This window comes from Arsukibacterium indicum (genome assembly GCF_019100565.1).
GTDB classification, from domain to species: domain Bacteria; phylum Pseudomonadota; class Gammaproteobacteria; order Enterobacterales; family Alteromonadaceae; genus Alishewanella; species Alishewanella indicum.
Map to the genome: position 1 here is coordinate 152427 of NZ_JAHRID010000010.1, position 22958 is coordinate 175384.

The 22958-nt window shown below is 51.2% G+C and carries 23 protein-coding genes; 12 read left to right on the forward strand and 11 right to left on the reverse strand.

The features are described 5' to 3' along the window. Nucleotides 1-17: 17 nt before the first annotated feature. The 10 genes from KQY15_RS17910 to cyaY all read right to left on the reverse strand — a co-directional run bounded on the left by KQY15_RS17910 (nucleotide 18) and on the right by cyaY (nucleotide 8679). Complete coding sequence (locus tag KQY15_RS17910; RefSeq protein WP_217671287.1) at nucleotides 18-1334, reverse strand: TonB family protein; 1317 nt, start codon at nucleotides 1332-1334, stop codon at nucleotides 18-20. 144 nt (nucleotides 1335-1478) lie between these two features. After that, nucleotides 1479-2870: a Type 1 glutamine amidotransferase-like domain-containing protein gene (locus KQY15_RS17915; RefSeq protein WP_217671288.1), complete on the reverse strand. Its 1392-nt coding sequence runs from the start codon at nucleotides 2868-2870 to the stop codon at nucleotides 1479-1481. A 109-nt stretch (nucleotides 2871-2979) separates the two neighbouring features. Beyond that, the gene (locus KQY15_RS19210) at nucleotides 2980-3102 is read right to left on the reverse strand and encodes a hypothetical protein (RefSeq protein WP_302850374.1); all 123 of its coding nucleotides are present in this window, start codon (nucleotides 3100-3102) and stop codon (nucleotides 2980-2982) included. 169 nt (nucleotides 3103-3271) lie between these two features. Beyond that, nucleotides 3272-3778 (reverse strand): DNA-deoxyinosine glycosylase, encoded by a 507-nt coding sequence (locus KQY15_RS17920; RefSeq protein ID WP_217671289.1) that lies wholly within the window; start codon nucleotides 3776-3778, stop codon nucleotides 3272-3274. After that, a complete protein-coding gene (locus KQY15_RS17925) occupies nucleotides 3778-4857 on the reverse strand; it encodes a heme biosynthesis HemY N-terminal domain-containing protein (protein WP_217671290.1) in 1080 nt (359 codons plus the stop codon). The genes KQY15_RS17920 and KQY15_RS17925 overlap by 1 nt, the downstream gene beginning before the upstream one ends. Then, nucleotides 4854-5984 (reverse strand): uroporphyrinogen-III C-methyltransferase, encoded by a 1131-nt coding sequence (locus tag KQY15_RS17930; protein ID WP_217671291.1) that lies wholly within the window; start codon nucleotides 5982-5984, stop codon nucleotides 4854-4856. The genes KQY15_RS17925 and KQY15_RS17930 overlap by 4 nt, the downstream gene beginning before the upstream one ends. Beyond that, entirely contained in the window at nucleotides 5981-6733 is a 753-nt protein-coding gene (locus tag KQY15_RS17935) for a uroporphyrinogen-III synthase (protein ID WP_217671292.1), read from the reverse strand. Before KQY15_RS17935 ends, KQY15_RS17930 begins: the two co-directional genes overlap by 4 nt. After that, nucleotides 6730-7662, reverse strand: coding sequence for a hydroxymethylbilane synthase (hemC, locus tag KQY15_RS17940; protein ID WP_217671293.1), 933 nt, complete (start codon nucleotides 7660-7662; stop codon nucleotides 6730-6732). The genes KQY15_RS17935 and hemC overlap by 4 nt, the downstream gene beginning before the upstream one ends. Before the next feature lies 1 nt (nucleotide 7663). Then, nucleotides 7664-8344: an alpha/beta hydrolase gene (locus KQY15_RS17945; protein ID WP_217671294.1), complete on the reverse strand. Its 681-nt coding sequence runs from the start codon at nucleotides 8342-8344 to the stop codon at nucleotides 7664-7666. Next, nucleotides 8344-8679 (reverse strand): iron donor protein CyaY, encoded by a 336-nt coding sequence (cyaY, locus tag KQY15_RS17950; protein WP_217671295.1) that lies wholly within the window; start codon nucleotides 8677-8679, stop codon nucleotides 8344-8346. Before cyaY ends, KQY15_RS17945 begins: the two co-directional genes overlap by 1 nt. A 72-nt stretch (nucleotides 8680-8751) precedes the next feature. Here cyaY and lptM point away from each other — a divergent pair, with 72 nt between their 5' ends. From lptM to KQY15_RS17985, 7 genes are read left to right on the forward strand one after another with little or no spacing between them, the layout of a single operon-like run. Continuing rightward, entirely contained in the window at nucleotides 8752-8985 is a 234-nt protein-coding gene (lptM, locus tag KQY15_RS17955; protein ID WP_217671296.1) for an LPS translocon maturation chaperone LptM, read from the forward strand. Beyond that, nucleotides 8972-10228: a diaminopimelate decarboxylase gene (gene lysA / locus KQY15_RS17960; protein ID WP_217671297.1), complete on the forward strand. Its 1257-nt coding sequence runs from the start codon at nucleotides 8972-8974 to the stop codon at nucleotides 10226-10228. Before lptM ends, lysA begins: the two co-directional genes overlap by 14 nt. 13 nt (nucleotides 10229-10241) lie before the next feature. Continuing rightward, nucleotides 10242-11072, forward strand: coding sequence for a diaminopimelate epimerase (gene dapF, locus KQY15_RS17965; protein WP_217671298.1), 831 nt, complete (start codon nucleotides 10242-10244; stop codon nucleotides 11070-11072). Next, entirely contained in the window at nucleotides 11069-11725 is a 657-nt protein-coding gene (locus KQY15_RS17970) for a DUF484 family protein (protein WP_217671299.1), read from the forward strand. The genes dapF and KQY15_RS17970 overlap by 4 nt, the downstream gene beginning before the upstream one ends. Next, nucleotides 11712-12659, forward strand: coding sequence for a tyrosine recombinase XerC (locus tag KQY15_RS17975; RefSeq protein ID WP_217671300.1), 948 nt, complete (start codon nucleotides 11712-11714; stop codon nucleotides 12657-12659). Before KQY15_RS17970 ends, KQY15_RS17975 begins: the two co-directional genes overlap by 14 nt. Then, nucleotides 12659-14689 (forward strand): M14 family zinc carboxypeptidase, encoded by a 2031-nt coding sequence (locus tag KQY15_RS17980; RefSeq protein WP_217671301.1) that lies wholly within the window; start codon nucleotides 12659-12661, stop codon nucleotides 14687-14689. The genes KQY15_RS17975 and KQY15_RS17980 overlap by 1 nt, the downstream gene beginning before the upstream one ends. Continuing rightward, nucleotides 14676-15380, forward strand: a complete 705-nt coding sequence (locus tag KQY15_RS17985; protein ID WP_217671302.1) for an HAD-IA family hydrolase — start codon at nucleotides 14676-14678, stop codon at nucleotides 15378-15380. Before KQY15_RS17980 ends, KQY15_RS17985 begins: the two co-directional genes overlap by 14 nt. On the opposite strand, the gene KQY15_RS17990 is transcribed toward KQY15_RS17985, so the two are convergent. Beyond that, nucleotides 15377-15751, reverse strand: coding sequence for a hypothetical protein (locus tag KQY15_RS17990; protein ID WP_217671303.1), 375 nt, complete (start codon nucleotides 15749-15751; stop codon nucleotides 15377-15379). The two genes, KQY15_RS17985 and KQY15_RS17990, sit on opposite strands and share 4 nt — an antisense overlap. A gap of 382 nt (nucleotides 15752-16133) precedes the next feature. On the opposite strand from KQY15_RS17990, the gene KQY15_RS17995 reads away from it, so the two are divergent. The 5 genes from KQY15_RS17995 to KQY15_RS18015 form a co-directional block, all read left to right on the forward strand. Continuing rightward, on the forward strand, nucleotides 16134-17363 hold the full coding sequence (locus KQY15_RS17995; RefSeq protein ID WP_217671304.1) for a multidrug effflux MFS transporter: 1230 nt from the start codon (nucleotides 16134-16136) through the stop codon (nucleotides 17361-17363). Between the two features lie 106 nt (nucleotides 17364-17469). Next, on the forward strand, nucleotides 17470-19641 hold the full coding sequence (gene uvrD / locus KQY15_RS18000; protein WP_217671305.1) for a DNA helicase II: 2172 nt from the start codon (nucleotides 17470-17472) through the stop codon (nucleotides 19639-19641). After that, nucleotides 19642-21720: a GNAT family N-acetyltransferase gene (locus KQY15_RS18005; RefSeq protein WP_217671306.1), complete on the forward strand. Its 2079-nt coding sequence runs from the start codon at nucleotides 19642-19644 to the stop codon at nucleotides 21718-21720. 83 nt (nucleotides 21721-21803) lie between these two features. Beyond that, a complete protein-coding gene (locus KQY15_RS18010) occupies nucleotides 21804-22601 on the forward strand; it encodes a hypothetical protein (RefSeq protein WP_217671307.1) in 798 nt (265 codons plus the stop codon). A 170-nt stretch (nucleotides 22602-22771) separates the two neighbouring features. Continuing rightward, nucleotides 22772-22958, forward strand: a 187-nt coding sequence (locus KQY15_RS18015; protein WP_217671308.1) for a hypothetical protein, incomplete at its 3' end; no start/stop codon positions are given.

Below are 22958 nucleotides of genomic sequence, written 5' to 3' on the forward strand. Positions count from 1 at the left end.
AACGAAGTAACGACTTACTACATAAACTGCTTTTTCATTTCAGCTGCAGGTTTATAATTTTTTGCTATTGCCTGCTCCAGCAACTTAATGCCCTGGTCACGTTGCCCTTCCAGAATTAACCGGGTACCGGTCCAGGCCATCACCTCGGCATCTTGCTGACTCAGTAAATACTCTTCCCACTGTTTGTCATAAGCTGCCATGATCCGCTGCGCATCTTTGTTACCATTTTTGGCAGCCTGCTCCCACCAATAAAAACCAGACATGGTTCTGGAAGCTTCGATTGAAGGTCTGGCCGTCACGCCTTTAGCACTAACATCGCTTCTGCGATGCAACCGGTATACGTCTGCCTCCACATTGCCTTTCAGTTTCAGACCCACTAAATCAGTGATTTCACTGCGCGGTTCAAACTCGGTTTTGATCTGCTCGGTAATAGTGCCATCCGCAGCAACCCGCACCACGGCATAGCCCCAGAAGCCATCAAAATCAGGCCGCAGCTCAGCGCGCTTTTTGTAAATAGAGAAATCTGCTGCTGTTGCCAGCGGCAACTCCGGGTTATACCAGAAGCTATTGTGACTTTGAATTTCAATCAGCGATAGCAACATACCCAGCGCCAGCTGATGCTGCGGCGAGCCAGCGACCGCATAGTCCCATAGATTATATTTAGCGACAGTATCCTCGACTGCAGATACCTTAACGCCATCTCCCAGAGAATAGTCCAGGCGGACGTTAAACAAGTGTTTTTGACCGCTGGGCTGGTAACGCCAGCGTTTAACTGCACGGATCGATGCTCGCTCAAATACATTTTCAGGGTAAGAATCTAAAGTATCTACAGTAGTCACCTGTCCTTTTTCATCAACCAGAAAACGTAACTTTACATAACCAAACTGACCGTTCTTAGCAGCATTTACCGGATAATTAGGATTTACTCGTTTAATCGGCTGTGGCAAGCTATCATCTCGTGGTTTATCCAAATCTGTCGCCACAATCACCACACTGCGCTTTAACTGCTCATAACGCTGATTAGCCTGCTCAAGCTGCTGCTCGGTTGTATTTTTAACAACGTCTGGTAAAAGTGCTTTTGCCTGCGGATGTTCAAGTTCAGCTGCTAACATAAAGTAGGCAAGTGCCTCACTTAGATCTTTTTCCTGCCCTTCTCCCTGATAAGCCATTGCTCCAAGGTTAAAAGCAGCAACGTCATTACCCAGCGGCAATAGTTCTGCAAACTGTTGTTTTGCTGTTGCATAGTCTTCATCGTCATATGCTTTTAATGCATCCAGCATATCGGCCTGCGCTAAGCCACAGCCAAACAACACCAGAAAAAACCATTTTTTCATTGTTAGTCCCTTTTAATTAAACTGCCGATACCTTAACTAATTAAAATGGTAATGCAACACTTGTTAGTTAAATGTTTGTTTGAGTACACTGAATTTTAGCCGGAAACAGCTCAGGCAGGCGCAATGCCCGCCTGAGCCAGAGCGTTAGTAAGGATTAGATGGATTGTAGAAATTACTGTTGTTACCGTTAATACTTAACCGGCTGGGGCTGACCGCTGTGCTGTTATTCAGCAGGTTGTAGCTTTGGCCCGGCAACAGTTTATAGCGGAGTAAATTGTTAATAATCACCGGCTGCCCACAGCTGGTTTGCTGGTACTGGGTCTGGCTGTCGGCTCTGAGCAGATAAACCTCGTGGCTGCCGTCCACCACGCCATTACCGTCTGCAGTAACAAACAGCGACGTTGCTTCAGATACTGCCACTACCCGGCCGCTGCTACCCAGCTTCGCCTGAAACACCGCTGAGCGTCCCATCCGGTCGCGCTGTTTAAAATGGGTGTCGGTAATAATGCCATCAAGCAGTGGTATGTTAAGGAAGTTGGTACTGATATTCACCGTTTCATGACAGAAATCTGTTACGGCTTCTGAACTGATGGCACCCAGCACACCGTCGGGGTCATAGATAAATTCGCCCAGTACATGGTTACCTGCCGACGTGCCACCGACAGCACCACCTTTGTTATATACATGCATTAAGGCATCCTGCACTTTGGTGCCCAGCCACTGATTCAGATAGTCAGACTGATCGCCACCAGCGATAAATACAAATTCGGCACTGCGGATCGCCCAGTCAACGTAGTCACTGTTGGCTTTGGTACGGGTATTTACAATCAGGGTTTCTACCGAGGCGGCGTTAGTTAGCCCTTGCAAGTAATCGTTGTATGCTGCAGTGCCTGATGTGCGCAGCACCACCACATTGCCCCCTTTAATATGAGGGTTAATCCGGTTAGCAAACGCCGCATCAACATCCGCACCGCCACCCATTAACAGTACTGCCGGATTCGTCAGGCTGACGCAAACATCGTTACTGCTACCCAGCAGCGTAGCACTCAGCCCGCCTGGTTTCGAAGGGCGGCTACCATAATTGCAGTTTTCCGGTTCCGGATCAGGGTCGGTGCCACCGCCGCCAGTTGCGCCGCTAAAGTTCACTGTTAACTGATAATTGCCGGTACCACTGTAACGGGTTACCTTTATGTAATGTGGCCCGGCCGGCGAGGCAACATAGCTACCGGTTTCCGGGTTGGCACTGCTTTGGCCTGACGCAATGTAACTGCCACTTGCCCGGTATAAAAACCAGTCAAAATCATCGTTGTTATCGTGGCTAAGACTAACGGTAATATCACCGGTTGCATTGGTATCGAAATAAAACCAATCCTGATCGGTCCGGCTGCCAATACTGGCTTGTACTGGTACGCCACTGCATAACGGGCCATCGGCGCCACTTTCATTGTTGTTGTTTTCGCTTTCTTGTAATAAACAGGCCTGCGCATTGCCACAAAGCAATAGCGCAACGACGCCTAACAGACTTAGTGCTTTCATTTTTACTTCCTGCATTTTGTATTGTTATTGGAAATGGCCAACAGGCCAGGTTTCTTTGCACAGCAATATGCTATGCAAAAGATCTTGGAACTAACTCAGAGGGAGGTGGCTATTCGTCGAACCACTCAGACAAATGATAGTCGGTGGCGCATTCATGCAAATAGTTATGCAGCTTGGCCGGCTTGGCAACCGGCCACAGTAATTTACTGGCTTTGCATAACAGTTGTTTCATAGTACTGGCTTAGTAACATTGTTGGATGACTGTTCAATTACTATTCAATATTGACCTGAATAAGCATGCTGTCAAGCAGAAAACTCATGCATTTGTAAAAAAAACCGACAGGTACCTAAGGGAGGAAAATCGATAAATCAAACACGCCAGAAATTACAGCGATGTGTTTTTATTCCAGCAACTGGCTTATTTTCTGCCAGTGCTGCAGCTTATCAGTAAAACTCAGACTGGCGTGCGCCGGACTGGTAGAAGGTAATTGCAGCAGCTGCAAACCGGCTGGTAATGATTGCTTATTCATCACCTGACGCCGGAAGCTCTGCCAGGCTTTGCCGCCGTTAAAAGCAATAGCGTGAATCTCAGAATGCTGACGCATAAAGCAGCTGAAGTCATTTGCCTGCTCTGCCTTAATGGCACTGTCAAGGCTGCCCTGGCGTTGACAATAGCCAATAACATCCCACAGCGCGACATAACGGCTTTGCATAGCCTCTAGCCGGTCGGGATAACCCAAAGTAGGCTCAAACCCCAGAATAGACGCCATTACCGGCCAGAAGGCATTACGCGGGTGTGCATAGTACTGCTGCTGTTGCAGAGATTTTTCACCCGGCATGCTGCCAAGGATTAGCAGCCGGGCATCTGGCCGGGCAATGGCTGCCAGCCCTTGCAGCATATCAGCCATTAACCCAGGCCTGGTTGATACTGGCGGGCTTTTTGCCAGGCTTGCTGCGCCTGTTGCGGCTCACCTTCCTGCTCGGCCAGATAAGCCAGCACCGCATACAAGTAACCATTAGTTGGATGATCGCGCAGCCAGTGCTGTATTTGCTTGCGCAACCGCAGCACCGAGCGGCCCAGCGGGATCTGCCGTAAATGCGGCCAGGCCGGCGCAATATCAGTCAGCGACAATGCGGCTACCAGACGCTTTTCGGCGGCATCTGCCTGACCGGCGCCCGCTTCTGCCCAGGCTAACCCTAACGCAGCAGCCGCAGATTTACGCTCTTTGGCGGGTAACGCCTGCCAGTAATCCTGTTGCTGATCAAAACCTGTATCAGTTGCTAACTGACGAATGGCCTGCGGATAAATAGCGAAACGTTGCAGCTGCCAGCTGGCTTTATCAAACCAGTTGCCGTTTGCTGCCCGGCCCGCTGCGGCCAGAAGCTGCTGCCACTGCCCGGCTTGCTGAAGGGAACGCAGATACAACTGTGCCAATGCCGGATCCACTGGCTGTTGCTGCAACAAAGTGTCCAGCAGCCGCGCGGCCTGGTTGGTATTGCCCTGGTGTAACAAGATATCGGCTTCAAGATACAGGCGGCAAGAGTCATCTTCAGGCAATTCCGCAATTAAACGGCTGGCATTATCTGCATCGCCCGCGTAAAACGCCGCATAAGCAGCCAGAAAACGTTTTTCATGGTTAAAATCGCCGGCTTGTAACGCCAGTTGCATCTGGCTGGCTGCCTCTGGCCATTGGCGTCTGGCATAAGCATGTAATCCATTGGCAAAAGCCTGTCTGGCTTTGCGTTCCCGCCGGGAGCGGAAAAAGTTAAAGGAAACATGCTGCAAACGCAGTAATCGCTTCAGTATTTTAACGATCAGGCCCAGCACCAGCAAACCGGCAATAAGTACGATTGCAAAGCCGAGTGCGGTCATCTCTATAACGTAGCCCGCCAATACCAGTTTGATATAGCCCGGATTATTAGTAACCACCGGCCCGATAAACATAGCCAGCGCCAATACCGCAACCAGAATAAGCGCCTTAATCATAACTCAGTCTCCGCCATGCTTTGCAGGTAGTCCTGCAACTGCGGGCCACTTTGTAATGCTGGCAGCTGTTGTTCAGTGATATCAATAGCCGCCAGTGCCAGCAGTTTTTCACTGAGTTGCTGTACTGCCGGTTCAGTCGCCTGAAAATGACGCTGCAGCTGATCGCTGGCTTGCTGCAGGGCACTGCGATACACGGCAGGCTCTGCTTCTAACGCTGCCAATTGTGCCAGCAGCAATTGCTGATTAAGCGCAACCCTGACCATTAGTTGCTGCTCTTCGCTCAAGCTGAAATAGTCTTCTGGCACCGCTACTCTGGCAGAGAATAATTGTTGCAGGCTGCTGTCCCAGTAATATTTTAATGTGCTACGCCAGTTTTTCAGCTCGCCCTCTGGTGCTGCCACCGTCACGCTGAGTTCTGCCTGCTGGTGCTTCAGCGGCAAGGCCATGCTGGTTTTACGCATTTGCGCCAGCTGAAGATGGACACTACTCAGATCAGGCGTCTGAAGTTCAGCCAGTGCCGCTAAATCACTGACAATGGCCTGCCGGACATTAATTAGTGACGCATCATCCAGCTCAGCCAGTTGTTGCTGGGCCCGCTGTAACAACAGCCGGGCGCTGTTAATATCACGGTTAAGCCACAGGCTGTAATCGGCCCTTTTCAGCAGAAACTGAATTTCTGCCAGGGCCCAGTGCCGTGGTGGCGCACCGTCACTTTGCTGTATCAGCTCACGGACGGCCTGCATCTGCTGCTGCAGCTGTTGTTGCTGCCGCTGCAGTTCCGCTTTTAACTGTTGTTCGAACGAATTCAGGCTTTGCTGCTGGCTGCTGAGGCTTTGTTGCAACTGGCTCTGACTGCTGCTTAGCAACTCAGTGTTCTGGCGGTTAATATCCTGCTGCGCCTGCTGCAATTGCTGTTGTTGGCTCTGAATTTGCTGCCATTGCGGCCACAACCAATAGCCGGCAGCAGCGACAGCGGCTAACAGCAACAGTGAAAGCAGTAACGCCAGCCATGCCAACCCACGGCCAGCACCGGCAGGGCGTTGCTCCTGATCAGCAATTTGCTGTTTCAATTGCTCCAGTGGCGCTGCTGATTCTTCAGCCGGGGTTAACTCTGCCTGTTCGCTCATACCATTTCCTTTTTAAGCTGAATAATTTGCTGCAGCAAAGCTCCATCATTGGCATTTTCAGCCAGAGTGATGTGCTGCGGGCTAATACCAAGCGCCAGAGCCTGCTCCTGCATCCGCGGGCTTACCAACAGCCACTGCCGTTGCTTTAGCCAGGCCTGACCGGCTTCGGGTATCAGGGCGAACAGCTGCTGCAAAATTTCGTTGCTGGTTGCTACGATACAACGTACCTGCTGTTGCTGCCACATCTGCCATAGCTGGCTGCCATCCAACGGCAGCGGCAGCCGCTTATAACTCTGCACATATTTAACGGTAGCACCACGGGCCAATAATTGCTGTTTTATCAGCTCACGGCCACTATTACCACGCACCACCACGACTTGTTTATCGGTAACCTGTTGCAACTGCGGCAGAGCCAGCAGGCCTTCGCTTCGCTGATCCTGTGGCACTATCACTTCCCGGCCGGTCCAGTGCTGCAACAAGCCGGCGGTAGTGCTGCCAACGGCAAACAAGTGGCCAGGCAGCTGCTCCGGGTTTATTTGCTGCTCCAGCGCGTGTACTGCACTAACACTGACAAAAATAAGCAAATCAGCCTGTGTCAGCAAGTTAATGTCTTTTGTTTTTAACGTCACCTGCTGCGTGGTAATAAGCGGCTGATAACTGTAGGCTACGCCAAGTTCGTCCAGGCTGGCCAGTAAGTTATCGGCTTTACCGGCCGGCCGGGTGATCAAAAAAGGCGTGGCTGGTGTCATGCGTTCGCCTGATATAACTGTTGCAAAATGGCGCCTGCTCCCTGAGCAAGCAATTGCTCAGCTACCTGCAGGCCGATCTGCTCGGCGTCATCGGCGTTACCGCTGTGGCTGGCATGCAGGATCTTGCTGCCATCCAGCGAGCCTACCAGCCCCCGTAACTGCAGCTGCTCGCCATTAAGGGTAGCAAAAGCGCCAATAGGCACCTGACAGCCACCCTGCAGCCGGCGGTTCATCGCCCGCTCGGCCAACACACATTGCCGGGTAGCCTTATGCTCCAGCGGTGCCAGCAGTTGTTGGATCACGGTATCATCGCTGCGGCATTCAATACCCACTGCTCCCTGGCCATTGGCCGGCAAACTTTGCTCAGGCGCAAGGTAACTGGCAATCCGCGAAGCAAAACCCAAACGAATTAACCCGGCCGAGGCCAGAATAATGGCGGCAAACTCGCCGTTATCCAGCTTCGTCAGCCTGGTATTAACGTTTCCGCGCAAGTCACGCACAGTTAAATCGGGCCGCAATGCTTTTAGCTGGCACTGGCGGCGTAAACTCGAGGTGCCAACAACAGCACCTCGTGGCAGCTGCGCCAAACTCTGAAACTGGTTAGAAACAAAGGCATCGCGCGGATCTTCGCGCTGGCAAATGGTTTGCAGCACCAGCCCGTCCGGAAATGCCACCGGCACGTCTTTCATGCTGTGTACGGCAATATCGGCCCGGCCATCGAGCATGGCAGTTTCCAGCTCTTTAACAAACAAACCTTTACCGCCAATTTTCGCCAGCGGTGTATCGAGAATTTTATCGCCCTGGGTCGACATCGGCACCAATGTTACCTGAATATCCGGATGATGGCGGATCAATTCTGCTTGTACAAACTCAGCCTGCCACAACGCCAGCGCACTTTTGCGGGTAGCAATTCGAACAATCTGGCTCATCTCAGGCTTCCTTTACAATCATTAAGCGACGCTGCAAAAAGCTGCTGATATCTGCCACTTCCTGAGCACAGACACTATGCTGCATCCGGTAATCCTGCCAGCTGACATTAAAACCAAGATTTTTCAGGGCATGAAAGGCCTGCTGGCCTGCTGCCATTGGCACCACAGGATCCTGGCTGCCATGACCAATAAACACCGGGGTCGTTTTGTTAACAGAGGTGGCTTCCGCGGCCAGTTTTTCCGGCGCACACATATAAGTTGATAGCGCCATTACCCCGGCCAGCTTATATGGCAGGCGGGCCAGTAAATGCAGTGCTATTACTCCGCCCTGGCTAAAGCCCGCCAGCACAATTTGCTCGCTACTCAGGCCATCGGCAATTAATTTATCAAGCAACTGCTGCACCGCGGTGGCAGACTCGCGCACGCCTGCCTCGTCGGCCCGGTTGCTTAAATCCATGGTTTTAATGTCGTACCAGGCACGCATACGCATACCACCGTTCACCGTAACGGGTCGCTCAGGGGCATGCGGAAATAAAAAGCGGATACCGGCATCAGCTGGCAACCGTAATTCCGGTACTATTGGCGCAAAGCCGTGACCGGAATCACCCAGGCCATGCAGCCAGACAACGGCGGCCTTTACCTGGCCGTTTGGTTTTACATCAACAAAAGGGAGTAACGCCATTATTCTGTTCCAGATTGCGGTGGCGCCAACACCACCGGACTGCCAGCCTGTTTTGACGCCGCATCTGACAATAATTGCCAGAATTCGCTGCCAGTGCGGTTATCAATCCACTGCTTGTCACGCCATTCAAAGTGATGGCCATTGAACTTGGTCGCCAGCCAGAGCTGCTGCAGTGGCGGTTGTTTGTTAATAATAATTTTGCTTTGATCAGGAAAGGTTATCGACAATAAACCACCGTTCGATTCGTAGTCTAAATCAAGCTCCAGTTGCTCAATAGCTTCTTCTACCGCTAACAGGGTGTTGTCGGTCAGTTGTTCATATTCTAAGTCATTCATCTGCGTCACCTGTTTGCTTTTATCGCTAAGGATGCGATTATAGAGCGTCAAGCCGTTAAAGAAATAGAAACCATGCAAACGAAGCGCATTTCATCTCAGTTTCTTTTGCCTGCCTGCTTATTGCTGGGCAGCATTATGCTAACCGCCTGTGGTCAAAAAGGGCCCCTTACCTTACCACAAGCTGCCCCGGAAGTGGCAGAGCCGACAGCAGAAAAGCCCGCTGAACCAGCCGATGGTGAACAGCAGCCAGGTACCAGCCAGCAACAGCCGGACACCACTGAGGAGCAAAACCGTGGACCACTTTAATTACCAAAACGCTAGCTTGCACGCCGAACAGGTAGACTTAAACGCCCTGGCGGCAGAGTTCGGCACGCCTTGCTATGTGTACTCTAAAGCAACCATTGAGCGTCACTACCAGGCCTTTGCCACTGCCGCAGCGGCGCATCCGCACAGTCTGGTATGTTATGCGGTAAAAGCCAACAGTAACCTGGCAGTGTTAAATGTGCTGAGCAGACTGGGTAGTGGTTTCGATATTGTCTCGGGTGGCGAGTTGCGGCGGGTTATTGCAGCAGGTGGCGATCCGGCGAAAGTGGTGTTTTCCGGCGTGGCAAAAACTGCCGATGATATGCGTTTTGCCCTGCAACTGGGCATTAAGTGCTTTAACGTTGAGTCAGAAGCTGAACTGGAGCTGCTGCAGCAGGTGGCCAGCAGTTTAAATGTTAAGGCACCGGTGTCACTGCGGGTAAACCCGGATATTGATGCTAAAACCCATCCTTATATTTCCACTGGTTTAAAAGCCAATAAGTTTGGGGTCGATATTTTAAAAGCACCGCAAATTTACCGCGCAGCAAGCGAAATGAGCCACTTGCAGCTGGTGGGAGTAGATTGCCATATCGGCTCACAGCTGACTGAAACCCAGCCGTTTTTAGACGCACTGGAAAAACTGCTGAGTTTAATTGATGCATTAAAACAGGACGGCATTGAGCTTAGCCATATTGATATTGGCGGTGGCCTGGGGGTCACCTATGACAAAGAAACCCCGCCCGAGCCCTATGCTTATATCAGCAAAGTGGTTGAGCGGCTGCAAAGCTACCCTCAGCTGGAGCTGATAATGGAACCCGGCCGGGCTATTATGGCCAATGCCGGTATTTTGCTGACTAAAGTTGAGTTTCTAAAACCCGGTCAGGAAAAAAACTTCGCCATTGTTGATGCGGCTATGAACGATTTAATCCGTCCGGCGTTGTACAGTGCCTGGCAGAATATTGTGCCGGTAAAACAGCACAGTACTGAGCCCTCTAAACTTTACGATGTGGTAGGCCCGGTATGTGAGACCGGTGACTTTCTGGGTAAAGACCGGGTGCTGGCTATTGCCCAGGGCGACTTACTGGCCGTGCGTTCGGCCGGTGCCTACGGTTTTACCATGAGCTCAAATTACAACAGCCGGCCGCGGGTAGCCGAAGTGATGGTGACGGGCGACCGTAGCCATTTAATCCGGGCCCGCGAGCAATGGCAGGATTTATGGCGCGGCGAACAGCTGCTTAGTGAATAGCGATAAGGCATTGATGATCATTAATTTTTCTAAAATGCATGGCCTGGGCAACGACTTTGTTATGGTTGACAGCGTTAGCCAGAACTTGTTTCTTACCAAAGAGCAAATTCGCCAGCTGGCAGATCGCAACTTTGGCATTGGTTTTGACCAACTACTGATGGTAGAGCCACCCTATGATCCGGAACTGGACTTCCATTACCGTATTTTTAATGCCGATGGCACTGAAGTGGAGCAATGCGGTAATGGTGCCCGTTGCTTCGCCAAGTTTGTTCGCCACCGTGGCCTGACCAACAAAAGTAAAATTCAGGTGAGTACCAAGTCGGGTAAAATTACCCTTTATGTTGAACAGGATGGCCAGGTTACCGTTAATATGGGCATTCCGCAGCTGGACCCGGCGCTGGTGCCATTTAAAGCTCAAAAGCAGGAAGCAACCTATATTATGCGGGCCGGCGATCATACGGTGCTTTGCGGCGTGGCCTCAATGGGCAACCCGCATGCCGTACTGGAAGTAGACGATATTGCCAGTGCCAATGTTGCAGAGTTAGGGCCGTTGCTGGAAGGTCACGATCGCTTTCCGCAAAAGGCCAATATTGGTTTTATGCAGGTGCTGTCGGCGCAACATATTAAACTAAGAGTGTGGGAGCGCGGCGCCGGCGAAACCCTGGCATGCGGTACCGGCGCCTGTGCAGCAGTGGTGATTGGTCAGCTGCAGAAAAAACTGGGGCCCCAGGTGCAGGTAGACCTGCCTGGTGGTACCTTACACATTCGCTGGAATGGTCCGGGCCAGGTTGTAAAAATGACCGGTCCGGCCGAGCACGTATTTGATGGACAACTCTCGTTATGAATGACAACCTGGCTCAGAACAAAGACGCTATTGCCGCCACAGTGGTACTGGATTATCTGCAGGACCATCCGGAATTTTTCCAGCAATATCCGCAACTGCTGCAACAAATGCGCCTGCCCCATCAGCAACGGGGTAGCGTATCGCTGGTAGAACGCCAACTGGAGTTACAGCGGGCTAAAATTGCCGCACTGGAAGACGACATTACCCGGCTGATGACTGTCGCGCGCCAGAACGAACATATTTTTCATGCGCTGAATACCCTGCATTTAAGTTTACTGCAAAATCCCACTCTGCAAGATGCGGAACAGGCGCTACAACAATTTGCCAGCAGTATGCCGCACGTACATGCCTGCCGGCTTATATGCCTGCAGCCAGACAGCAGCGCAATCAGCCAGTATCAGCTGTTAGTGTCCCGCCGCTTAAGCAGCGACAACGTTTATCTTGGCCGGCTAAACAAAGAGGAACAACAGCCGTTATTCGGCGAATCTATTCACTCCGTTGCCCTGCTGCAGATTGGCAGTGGCCCTGGCCTGGCCCTGCTGGCTTTTGGCAGCGAGCAGGATGATCATTTTCAGCCGGGTATGGATCGCTTGTTTATCCGCCATCTGGCCGAACTGCTGTTGCTGGTACTGCCCGGCCATGCCAACAGTTGAGCCGCGCTGGCAACGTGATCTGGAACAGTATCTGAGCTACCTGCGCTTTGAGCGCGGTTATGCCAGCCGTACCTTACAAACTTATCGTCAACAACTTAGCCTGTTTGCCGCCAGTCAGGGCGCTCAGATCTCAGACGCGGAGCCAACTGAGTTCAGCTGGCATAATCAGACCGAAAGCAGCTTACAAACTTACCTGGCCAACGGCCGGCGCCGCGGCTTGAGTGGCCGCAGCCTGGCGCTGGCGGTGGCTGCACTGCGCGGCTTATACCGCTATCTGCAGCAACAGCAGCAGGTTAGCGAGAACCCGGCTCAGTACCTGACCGTTCCCAAACCCAAAGCCAGATTACCGAAAAACCTCGATATCGATACTCTGCAACATTTGCTCAGCTTTGACAGCAGCAGTGACGTACTGGCATGCCGTGATAAAGCCATGTTGGAGTTGTTTTATTCATCCGGCCTGCGCCTGGCAGAATTAGTTGGCAGCAATATTAATGATATTGACTGGCACGAAAAGTTAATCCGGGTGCGCGGCAAAGGTAGTAAAGAGCGACAAATTCCGGTTGGCTCGGTAGCATTAAAAGCGCTGCAGCATTGGCTAACTCAGCGCCATTTATTACTGAGCGAGGCGACGCCAGAGGCCGATCAGCAGGCCTTATTTTTAAGTAAGCAGCAGCAACGCATATCTGCGCGTCAGGTAAGGCAGCGGGTCAACCATTGGGCCAAAGTGCAGGGCCTGGGCCAGCAGCTGCACCCGCATATGCTACGCCACTCCTTTGCCAGCCATGTGCTGCAATCAAGCTCAGATCTGCGTGCCGTGCAGGACTTACTGGGCCATGCTAACCTTAGTACAACTCAGGTATACACCCACCTCGATTTTCAGCATCTCGCCGCGGTGTATGATAACGCCCACCCGAGGGCCCGGAAAAAGCCGTAATGACAGTCATTTCAGTCTTGTTTAGTGCCGTATTCACAGCAAGCGTGACAGCGGCAGCCGCGGATCCTTATCAGCAGGTAAGGTTGCAGCTGAGCGGTCCAGAGCAACATGCCAAAGCCAGTATCAGCCTGCATCCGTATATCCTGGCAACCGACAGCACCGCATTAACTATTGATGCGCGATTGCCAGTTACAGAACTGGCTGCATTAGCAAATTTTGGTATCAGCTGGCAGCTATTGCCCGCTAGCGCTTACCCCGGGCAGGCAATTGATAGCCAGCGCGGCTCAGATAGTAATGTTAGCGCCAGCGCTGACACCATAGCCGGCTACCCTTGTTACCACACAGTAGAGGGCACCTATCAGCAAGCCGCCCAACTGGCCGCAGACTACCCGGAGGTAGCGCAGTGGGTTAGTATTGGCAGCTCCTGGCAACATACCCAGGGCGAAGGCGGCTACCCGTTAATGGTGCTCCGGCTTGGCCGACGCGAACCGGTGGCTGATCCGGCTGATGAGCGGCCGGTATTATTTGTGCAAAGCGCTATGCATGCCCGCGAATATGTTACTGCGGAGCTTAACCTGCAGTTTGCCCGGCAGCTATTAGAAAATTACCAGCAGCAGGCCGATGCCAACTGGCTGCTGAATTTCACTGAAATACATTTGTTGTTTCATATGAACCCGGACGGCCGCAAATTCGCCGAACAGGGCCAGCTGTGGCGCAAAAATGCCAACCTTACCCATTGCCCGCAGGACGAGCCAGGTGTCGATTTAAACCGCAATTTCAGCTACAGCTGGAATATCAGCAGTAATGGCTCCAGTGGCGAGGCATGCTCAACAGTTTACCGCGGCCCGCAGGCGGGATCGGAGCCGGAAACCCAGGCTGTAGAGAATTATATTCGCCAGCTATACAGCGACCGGCGTGGCGTCGGTTTTCAGGATCCGGCACCAGCAGACACCGCGGGTTTGCATCTTGATTTACATAGCGCCGGCGAGCTGGTGCTCTGGCCCTGGGGCCATACCAATGATCCGGCGCCAAACGCCAGTGAGCTGCAAACCCTTGGCCGCAAGCTGGCCTGGTTTAATAACTATTACCCCAGTCAGAGTATCGGCTTATACCCGACCGACGGTACCAGCGACAGCGTAAGTTATGGCGAGCTGGGTGTAGCTGCTATTACCCTGGAACTGGGCACCGGCTTTTTTCAGGGCTGTCAGTTTTTTAGCAACTCACTGCTACCGGCCAACTTACCGCTACTGAATTACGCGGCTAAAGTCAGCAAGGCGCCCTACCAGCTGCCAACCGGACCCGATATAACTGCGTTGAACGTCAACGGAATCAGCCATGCTTATATTCAGGCGGGTGACGCAGTGACACTCTCTGTGACGGCCGATGATCAGCGATTCAGTCAGCGTAATGGCCGCGAGCAGGCACAAACGGTAGTGGCGGCCCGGATATACCGGCATGCGCCGCCCTGGCATAGCAGCAGTGTTGAATTGGCCACAGCGCAGCTGTTGCATAGTAATGACAATGGCAGTGTTGCCAGTTTTCAGGCAAATCTGCTAAGCAATAACTGGCCAGCAGGCAAGCAGTTGTTATATGTGCAGGCTGAAGATAGTGACGGTAATGTCGGTGCTGTCAGCGCAGTCTTTGTAACAGTAGGTGAGCTGCGCAGCCCTGTCGCTGATTTTACCAGCCAGTGCACTGCTCTTAGCTGCACCTTTAATGCGGCAGCCAGTAGCGCTGACTCGACGATCACGGCTTACCAGTGGCAGCTGTCTGATGGCAGCAGCTTCAGCGGTGCCACGGTAAACCACAATTTTGCCGGCCCGGGCAGTTATCAGGTAACACTAACCATTACCGACAGTGATCAGTTAACTGCCAGCAGCAGTAAAACTGTTACCGTCAGCACCCCGCCTCCACCGCCACCACCACCGGCCGTGGTTGAAGGCAGTGGTGGCAGCAACACTTTATATAGCGGCTTGTTGTTGCTGTTATTTGTCCGCCGCTTTTTTGAGAAAACCAATGCAAATATTTAAAGCCCTGACGCCTGTCCAGGCATTATCTTTTGATTTAGATGACACCCTGTACGACAACTCGCCGGTTATCGCGGCGGCCGAACAGGCTATGCTGACAGCGCTGCTCGAGCTTGCACCACAAAGTAACCAGACCGACAGCGACTTCTGGTGGCAGCACCGCTTAAAGCTGGCCAAACTAGAGCCGGAAATCCGGCATGATATTGGCCGCTGGCGTCTGTTGGGTATAGAGGCAGGCTTACTTGAACTGGGATTACCGCGCACAGAAGCTAAAAAAGTAGCGCAGCAGGGGTATGATGCTTTTCTCGACGCCCGTACCCGGATTACCCTGACTCCTGACATCACCGAATTGCTAACCAAACTGGCCAGCCAGTACCGGTTAGTTGCCATAACCAATGGTAATGCCTGTATTAATAAGATGGGCGTTGGTAAGTTATTTGAGTTCAGCCTGCAGGCCGGGCCGGCCGGTAAAATGAAACCCTATCCGGATATGTTTCAGGTTGCAGCAGAGCGTCTCAAGCTTAAACCTGCGCAAATTCTGCATATAGGCGATAGCCACCGCGCCGATGTGATGGGCGCCTTAGCCGCTGGCTGCCAGGCCGCCTGGCTTGATCACCACCGTCAACCGGTAAGTACCTTGCCGCATATCCGACTGACAGATATACGGCAGTTAAAAGCTTTAATTACAGCTTAACTGGCTGCCCTGGCTGATGACCTGAAGCCGGCAACTACCCAGACAATAATTAAGTAAATAAGGATCGGCGGCACTACCGCTAAAAATAGCGCTGTGGTTATAGTGGTGGTTTTAGATTGCTGCACCTGATTTAACTGCTGCTGATATCGCTCAGCTAATTGCGCTGGGCTGTGCGCGTTAAGTTGGTGTGTAATTGAGCCTGCCACGGTGCCGTCCGGTTCCGGCTGTGCTTCCATTCGCTGGACAGCTGCTGTCAGCTCCCCAATACGTTCATCCGCAAAACTGACGTCCGAATGGGTTGCAAATGCAAGATAGCCAACCCACCCAGCAACGAGAATACAATAAAGCCGCTGCCAACCATTTAACCGCATATCATTTCCCTTTTTCTGCCACAAATGATTTTTAACAGAAAGATAGCGACTGAGCAACAAATAATTGGGTTAGTAGCTCTGTAAGCGTTGTCTTTCAAACATCGCTACAGCCAATAAAAGCTTATATCACTGTTTATTTATCCACTAAATTCTGTTGCTTTACTTGGTGCTTACCGCAGGGCTGTTATAATGGCCGCAAATATCCGAACTGTTATAACTCAACAAGCCTGATATATTTCACTGCGCAGCACCCACTGTAACTGTCGATTTATCGCAAAGCCAATCGACTAACATAAAAACTGGTTATAGTACTTACCAGCTTTGGCCTGAAACAACGCCAGACCCTGCCTGCTAAGGAAAAGTTTAAACAAGGAAAGCTTCAATGTCTGATTATTCTACCCATGCGCCCCAATCGCGCATCTCTACCGGTGAATTTACCTTACTGGTAGCGCTGATGATGTCTATTGTGGCGATTTCTATTGATGCATTATTGCCGGCACTGGATGCTATACGCGCTGATATAGTGCTGAGCAATCCGAATCAGGCGCAATTGGTGGTCAGTGCGTTGTTTTTGGGTATGGCGCTGGGCCAGCTGATTTGCGGCCCTTTGTCAGACGCTACAGGCCGAAAAAAAGTGCTTAATGGCGGCATAGCACTGTTTTTAGTGGGCACAGTGGTTTGCTATTTCGCTAATGATATTAATACTTTGCTATTAGGTCGTTTTATCCAGGGTTTAGGCGTTTCTGGCCCTTATGTGTCGGCTATTTCAATAGTGCGGGATAAATACTCCGGTAATGATATGGCACGCATTATGTCGTTGGTGATGATGATTTTCGTCATGGTACCGGCCTTAGCGCCCAGCCTGGGGCAAGCTGTGTTATGGGTTGGCTCATGGCGTGATATTTTCTTGCTATATGTGTTCTACGCCCTGTTAATTGTTATATGGATCTTTTGCCGGTTAGAGGAAACCTTGCCCGAAACGCATCGGATCCCAATGAGTAAAAAAGGCTTTGCCGAGGGTTTTAAAGAAGTCATCAGCAATGTACCGACAGTATGCTACATGATTTGCATGGGCTTGTTTTTTGGCAGTTTTATAGGCTACCTGAATTCGTCGCAACAAATTTTCCAGGATTTATTCAAAACCGGAGAGCTGTTTACCTTGTACTTCGGCTTGCTGGCTATAGTGTTTGGCGCAGCCTCATTGGTGAACTCACGTTTAGTGCAAAAATGGGGCATGCAGCGTTTATCCGGCAGTGCTGTCTGGGGCATTATAGCCAGCTCAGGGCTGTTTCTATTGTTGCATTTAAGCGTGGAAATACAGCTGTGGATGTTCTTACTCTACGCTGCTGTTCTGTTTTTCTGTTTTGGCCTGGTGTTTGGCAATATCAACGCAATGGCTATGGAACCGATGGGCCATGTCGCAGGTATAGCAGCAGCGATTATCGGTTCAACGTCGTCCATTATGTCGATGTTTATCGGCACCATAATAGGCCAGATGTATAACGGTACCCTTATTCCGGTAACTGCAGGTTTCTTTATTTTTGCCTGCATCAGTATGGCAATTCTCGCGTTCGCTAATACATACAAACTAAAGCAGCAAGAGCAACAATAGCAAGCAGCAGTCAGACACAACTAACTGGTTATATATCCACTAACTAAGCTTGGCCTTCACGACCGGGCTGTTATAATGGCCGCAAATGGTTTACTGAGATGTGCTGATGGATGTATCCAACCTGCTGGATGGCTTAAACGATAAACAACGTGACGCGGTGGCGGCACCGGCGCAGCATATGCTGATTTTAGCTGGCGCTGGCAGTGGTAAAACCCGCGTTCTGGTGCATCGTTTAGCCTGGTTAATGCAGGTGGAAACCGTCGCTCCCTATAGTTTGCTGGCGGTAACCTTTACCAATAAAGCGGCCCAGGAAATGCGCGGCCGGATTGAAAGCACTATAGGCGTAAGTTTAAACAACCTTTGGATGGGCACCTTTCATGGTTTGTCACACCGGATGCTGCGGGCGCATTACCAGCAGGCCGGGTTGCCGCAGGGTTTTCAGATCATCGATTCTGACGATCAGTACCGGCTGGTAAAGCGGGTATTAAAAGCGCTTAATCTGGATGAAAAGCACTGGCCTCCCAAGCAAATTCAATGGTTTATTAATGGCCGCAAAGACGATGGCCAGCGCCCTGGCATGATAGATGCCGGTGGCGATTTCAGCCTGCAGCAGATGATAAAAATTTATGCAGCCTATCAGGAAATGTGTGACCGCGCTGGTTTAGTCGATTTTGCCGAAATACTGCTGCGCAGTTTTGAGCTGTTAAAAAACCATGCCGATGTGCGCGGCCATTACCAACAGCGCTTCCGCCATATTCTGGTAGACGAATTTCAGGACACCAATGCCATTCAGTATAACTGGCTAAGGTTACTGGCAGGCACTGCCGCCAAGGTAATGATTGTTGGTGATGACGATCAATCCATTTATGGCTGGCGTGGCGCCAGGGTTGAAAATATTCAGCAGTTTTTGCGCGATTTTAACGGCGCAGAAACTATCCGGCTTGAACAAAACTACCGCTCTACCGCCACTATCCTAAAAGCCGCTAACGCCGTTATTGCTAATAACAGCGGCCGGCTGGGCAAGGATTTATGGACGGAAGACAGCGACGGCGAAACCATTTCACTGTATACCGCCTTTAACGAACTGGATGAAGCGCGCTTTATTGTCAGCCGTATTCGCAGCTGGCATAACCAGGGCGGCAGTCTGACCGAAAGTGCTATTTTGTATCGGAATAATGCCCAGTCACGGGTACTGGAAGAAGCCCTGATTCAGGAAGGCCTGCACTATCGTATTTATGGTGGTTTACGCTTTTATGAGCGGCAGGAAATTAAAGATGCGCTGGCTTATTTACGCCTGATCAGCAACCGTCAGGATGACGCAGCGATGGAGCGGATTATTAATACCCCGGCCCGCGGCATTGGCGACACCACCATGAATAAAGTACGGCTGCACGCCCGCGGTGCGCAGCAAACCCTGTGGCAGGCCCTGCAGCAGATGTTACAGCAAAAGCAACTCAGTGGCCGCGCCGCCAATGCCATTGAGCAGTTTATGCAGCTTATCGATAGGCTGGAGCAGGAGCTGACCGACTTACCGTTATTTGAACAGGCCGAGCATATTATTAAACAATCAGGTTTATATGCGATGTATCAGGCTGAAAAAGGCGAGAAAGCCCAGACCCGGATCGAAAACTTAAATGAGCTGGTAACGGCCTGTCAGAACTTTAACAGCAACACTGTGGAAGATATGACGCCACTGGCCGCATTTTTATCGCAGGCCGCGTTGGAAGCCGGTGATTATCAGGCTGAAGAGCATTCAGACGCTGTGCAATTAATGACTCTGCACAGCGCCAAAGGGCTGGAGTTTCCGCTGGTATTTATTTGTGGCCTGGAAGAAGGTATGTTTCCCAGCCAGCAAAGTGGTGATGACCCAACCCGCCTGGAAGAAGAGCGCCGGCTTTGTTATGTCGGCATGACCCGGGCAATGCAAAAGCTGTATTTGTGCCATGCGGAAAGTCGCCGGTTATATGGTCAGGAGCAGTACCATAAAGCGTCACGCTTTATCCGCGAGATCCCGGCTGAATACCTGGAAGAAATCCGCTTAACCACTCAGGTAAGCCGGCCGGCTCAGGCTGGCCGTTTTGGCAGTGCTGCCAGCCATGTCGCCTTTGAAAACACCGGCTTTAAGCTTGGCCAGCGGGTGCTGCATGATAAGTTTGGTGAGGGTACAGTGCTCAACTATGAAGGCGTTGGGCCACAGTCACGTATTCAGGTTAATTTTGATCAGCTTGGTAGCAAATGGCTGATGACAGCCTATGCCAGGCTGCAGGCCGCTGGTTAAATGCCGCTTACCGCTTATTTGCAGCCGCTGCTGGCGCAAGCTGCTGCACGCCGGGTCCGCTTGCCGGTGCTGTTGCAGGGTGGCGAACAACCGCTGCTGCAAGCATGTGAGGAACTTATTAGCAGCCTGACGCCGCAAAAACTCTACTGGCTGGGTGATGAAGCGCCAGCTAATGCCACCCCGCTTACCGCCGGCGCTAACTATCGGTTGCTGGGCAGCGAATGCGATATGCTGGTTATTAATGCCTTTAACGGTTTTAATGCTGATTTAGTCGCAGCCAGTGCAGGCTGTTTACGTGCCGGCGGCTTATGGCTGCTGCTGGCGCCAGAAGATGAAAAATGGTGCAGTCAGCCGAATCCGGCGCATGCTTCACTTTTGCCCTATCCAATTGATCCAAAGCAGCATCAGGGTCAGTTTATTCGCTTCTGGTTAGCCCGACTGGCTGAATGTCAGATCCTAAAACTAACCCTGCTTAATAATCAGCTTAGCGTCGCTCAGCCTTTATCGTTGCCGGAGTATATAGCGCCTGTTGAAGTTGCAATGCCTTATGCCAGCACTGAGCAGCAACAGGCTGTAACAGCCATTTTAAAGGTGGTGTCAGGCCACCGGAAACGGCCACTGGTACTCGTTGCTGATCGTGGTCGCGGTAAGTCTGCAGCACTTGGCCTGGCAGCTGCATTGCTGGCAAAGCAAGGTAAAACAAGACTGGCTATTACTGCTGCCAGCCCCAATGCTGCAGCGACTGCCATTAACCATTATCAAAGCCAGCTAGCAGATACCACTGGCCTGCGCTTTATGCCGGTTGATACCTTGCTGGAACAAAAACCTGAACTGGATTTGTTGCTGATTGACGAGGCCGCTGCGTTACCAACAGCCGTGTTAAAGCAGTTGGCTGATAATTACAGCCGTATTGTGTTTGCGACAACTGAGCATGGCTACGAAGGCACTGGTCGTGGTTTTCAGCTGCGGTTTCAACGATATCTGGACCAAACGCAGAAAGGTTGGAAACGGCTCGAGCTAAAACAGCCTGTCCGATATCAGCTGAATGATCCGCTGGAACAACTTATTTTTAACAGCTTCCTGCTGCGCCAGCCGCTAACAGAAATGCAGTATCAGCCTGACCAGCAACTACAGCTTCGTTTTTTCCGGCAACCTGACTGGCATACTGCGTCTGCAAAACTGACGGCTGTATTTCACTTACTGAGCCTGGCGCATTATCAGACCCAGGTTAAAGATCTGGCAGCATTGCTTGATAACCCCAGCCTGAGTGTTGCCGCCCTTTATCAACACGATCAGTTATTAGCCTGCGCGTTACTAAGTGATGAGGGAAAGCTGGAGCCGGAACTAACTAAGCAGGTATACCAGGGCAAACGTCGGGTGCAGGGGCACTTACTGGCACAAAGTCTGGCATTTCACCTGGCCCAGCCACAGCTAGCCAGCCAGCGGGTGGTAAGGATAATGCGAATAGCAGTGACGCCGCATTTGCAGCGCCTTGGTTTGGGCAGCCGGTTACTGCATGGTATTTCGGAGTCAATTTCACAACAAAATACTACTGGGTTATTGGGAACCAGTTTTGGCGTCAGCCCGACACTGCTCTCATTTTGGCAGAAAGCCGGATTTATCCCGGTACGGCTGAGCCACTTCGCCGATAATGCCAGTAGCGAACCATCAGTAATGATGCTTAAACCACTGGATAGCAATCACGAATTGTTAGTGAAGCAATTACAGCAGCGAGCGGGCAGTGAGTTGTACCAGTGCCTGTCTGAGTACCCGGCTAACTTAAGTTTTACTGTGATATGTAAGCTGATTTTGCCACCAACATCACCTTTAACCACAGCCGATATTGAACAACTGCAACTATTTGCTGTTGGCAAGCGGCCTTATGAACTGATAGCTGGCTTGCTACTAAACTGGTTCAATTTGAACTATCAGCAGCTGGAGCCTCTACCCGCCAGCGTAATTGCAGCCAGGTTATGGCAAAAACAAAGTTGGCAGACCATCAGTCAGCGCTTTCAACTGCCAGGAAAAGCTGCCTGCATTTCGCTAATTCAACAGCAAATTGATACCAATAACCTTTAGTCAAGCCACTAAGTACTGTTTTAAACACGGGAAAAGTGCTACTGTGCGGCGTTTTTATTAGAATCTTACTGATCATCTACTCTATGACAATGATAGCGCCTTTCATTTTAAGCCTGGCTATAAGCAGTACAGCAGGATATAGCCAGAGCGAATTACGCACTCTTCAGTATGCTGTTAACAGCCATGTGTATAACCAGGCTCTTGAAAAGTTTTACCAGCATTGTATAACGCTCGACCCAGAGCAGTATATGGTTAAAAAGCCTGACCCTAGTCGCTTAAACAGTTTGCTGCTGCAACAGCTGCAGCTGGAAGCGGATCAGTTCGTCAGCGGCATTGCCACAAATCCTAAACTTATGCAGCGGGCACCGGACGATATTGTGTTAACAGACTGCACTGATCACGCAACTTACCAGAAAATTTTAGACAGGTATGAACTTGAGTTGTTTGCGTTGGAAATTGCCACCCCGGTTAAAGTTAATAGCCAGACTACTGAAAGCCAGCGTAAACAGCAGCATCAACAACACATCAAAAACGCCACTGTGCTACTGCAGCGCAGCAAGGCCGTAGCAATGGTTAGTATTATAGACCGCAACAGCCTCAGTACGCTGGAGCAAAGTAATTTTTTACACCCTGAATATAAAGGCCGCTATATCTATCGGATAGACCAGGGCTGGCGCAACATTCCTGCCAGATATATGGGAATGCAAAGCTATCTGACAGAACAACAATTTGCTGCAAGTCCGAAAAGCTGGTTGTTATTGCTGGATCAGCATAATCAGTTTATAAAAGTATTCAGCGAAAGCGACGCAAAAGTTTATCTTAACCTGCTGGGTAAACCCGAATGGCATTTTGATCTGCAGGGCAATTTGCAGCGCAAGTAAACCTCTAAGCCCCCTCATCCCCCTTTTACAAAGGGGGATTCCAAAACGCACTCCTATATAGCATGACGATATAAACTCAGTAATATGGCTGAAGCTGAAAACATTACTGACGTTTTTGTCGCATGAGGTCCCCTTACTCTCGCATGGCGACAAAACTGCCTGGAGCAGTTTTGGACTGCCGCAGGCAGGCCCGAAGGGCGAAACACAGGGAAGTGTTTCGCAATGCCACCAGCGAAGCGCTGTGGCTGGCATGCGGGAGTGTGCGCCGGCAGGATGGCCTGCCCCGAGGCACTTCAACGCAAAAAGGCCTACCGGTTAGGGTAGGCCTTTTGCTTGAATTGGGAGCCTGGCGGTGTA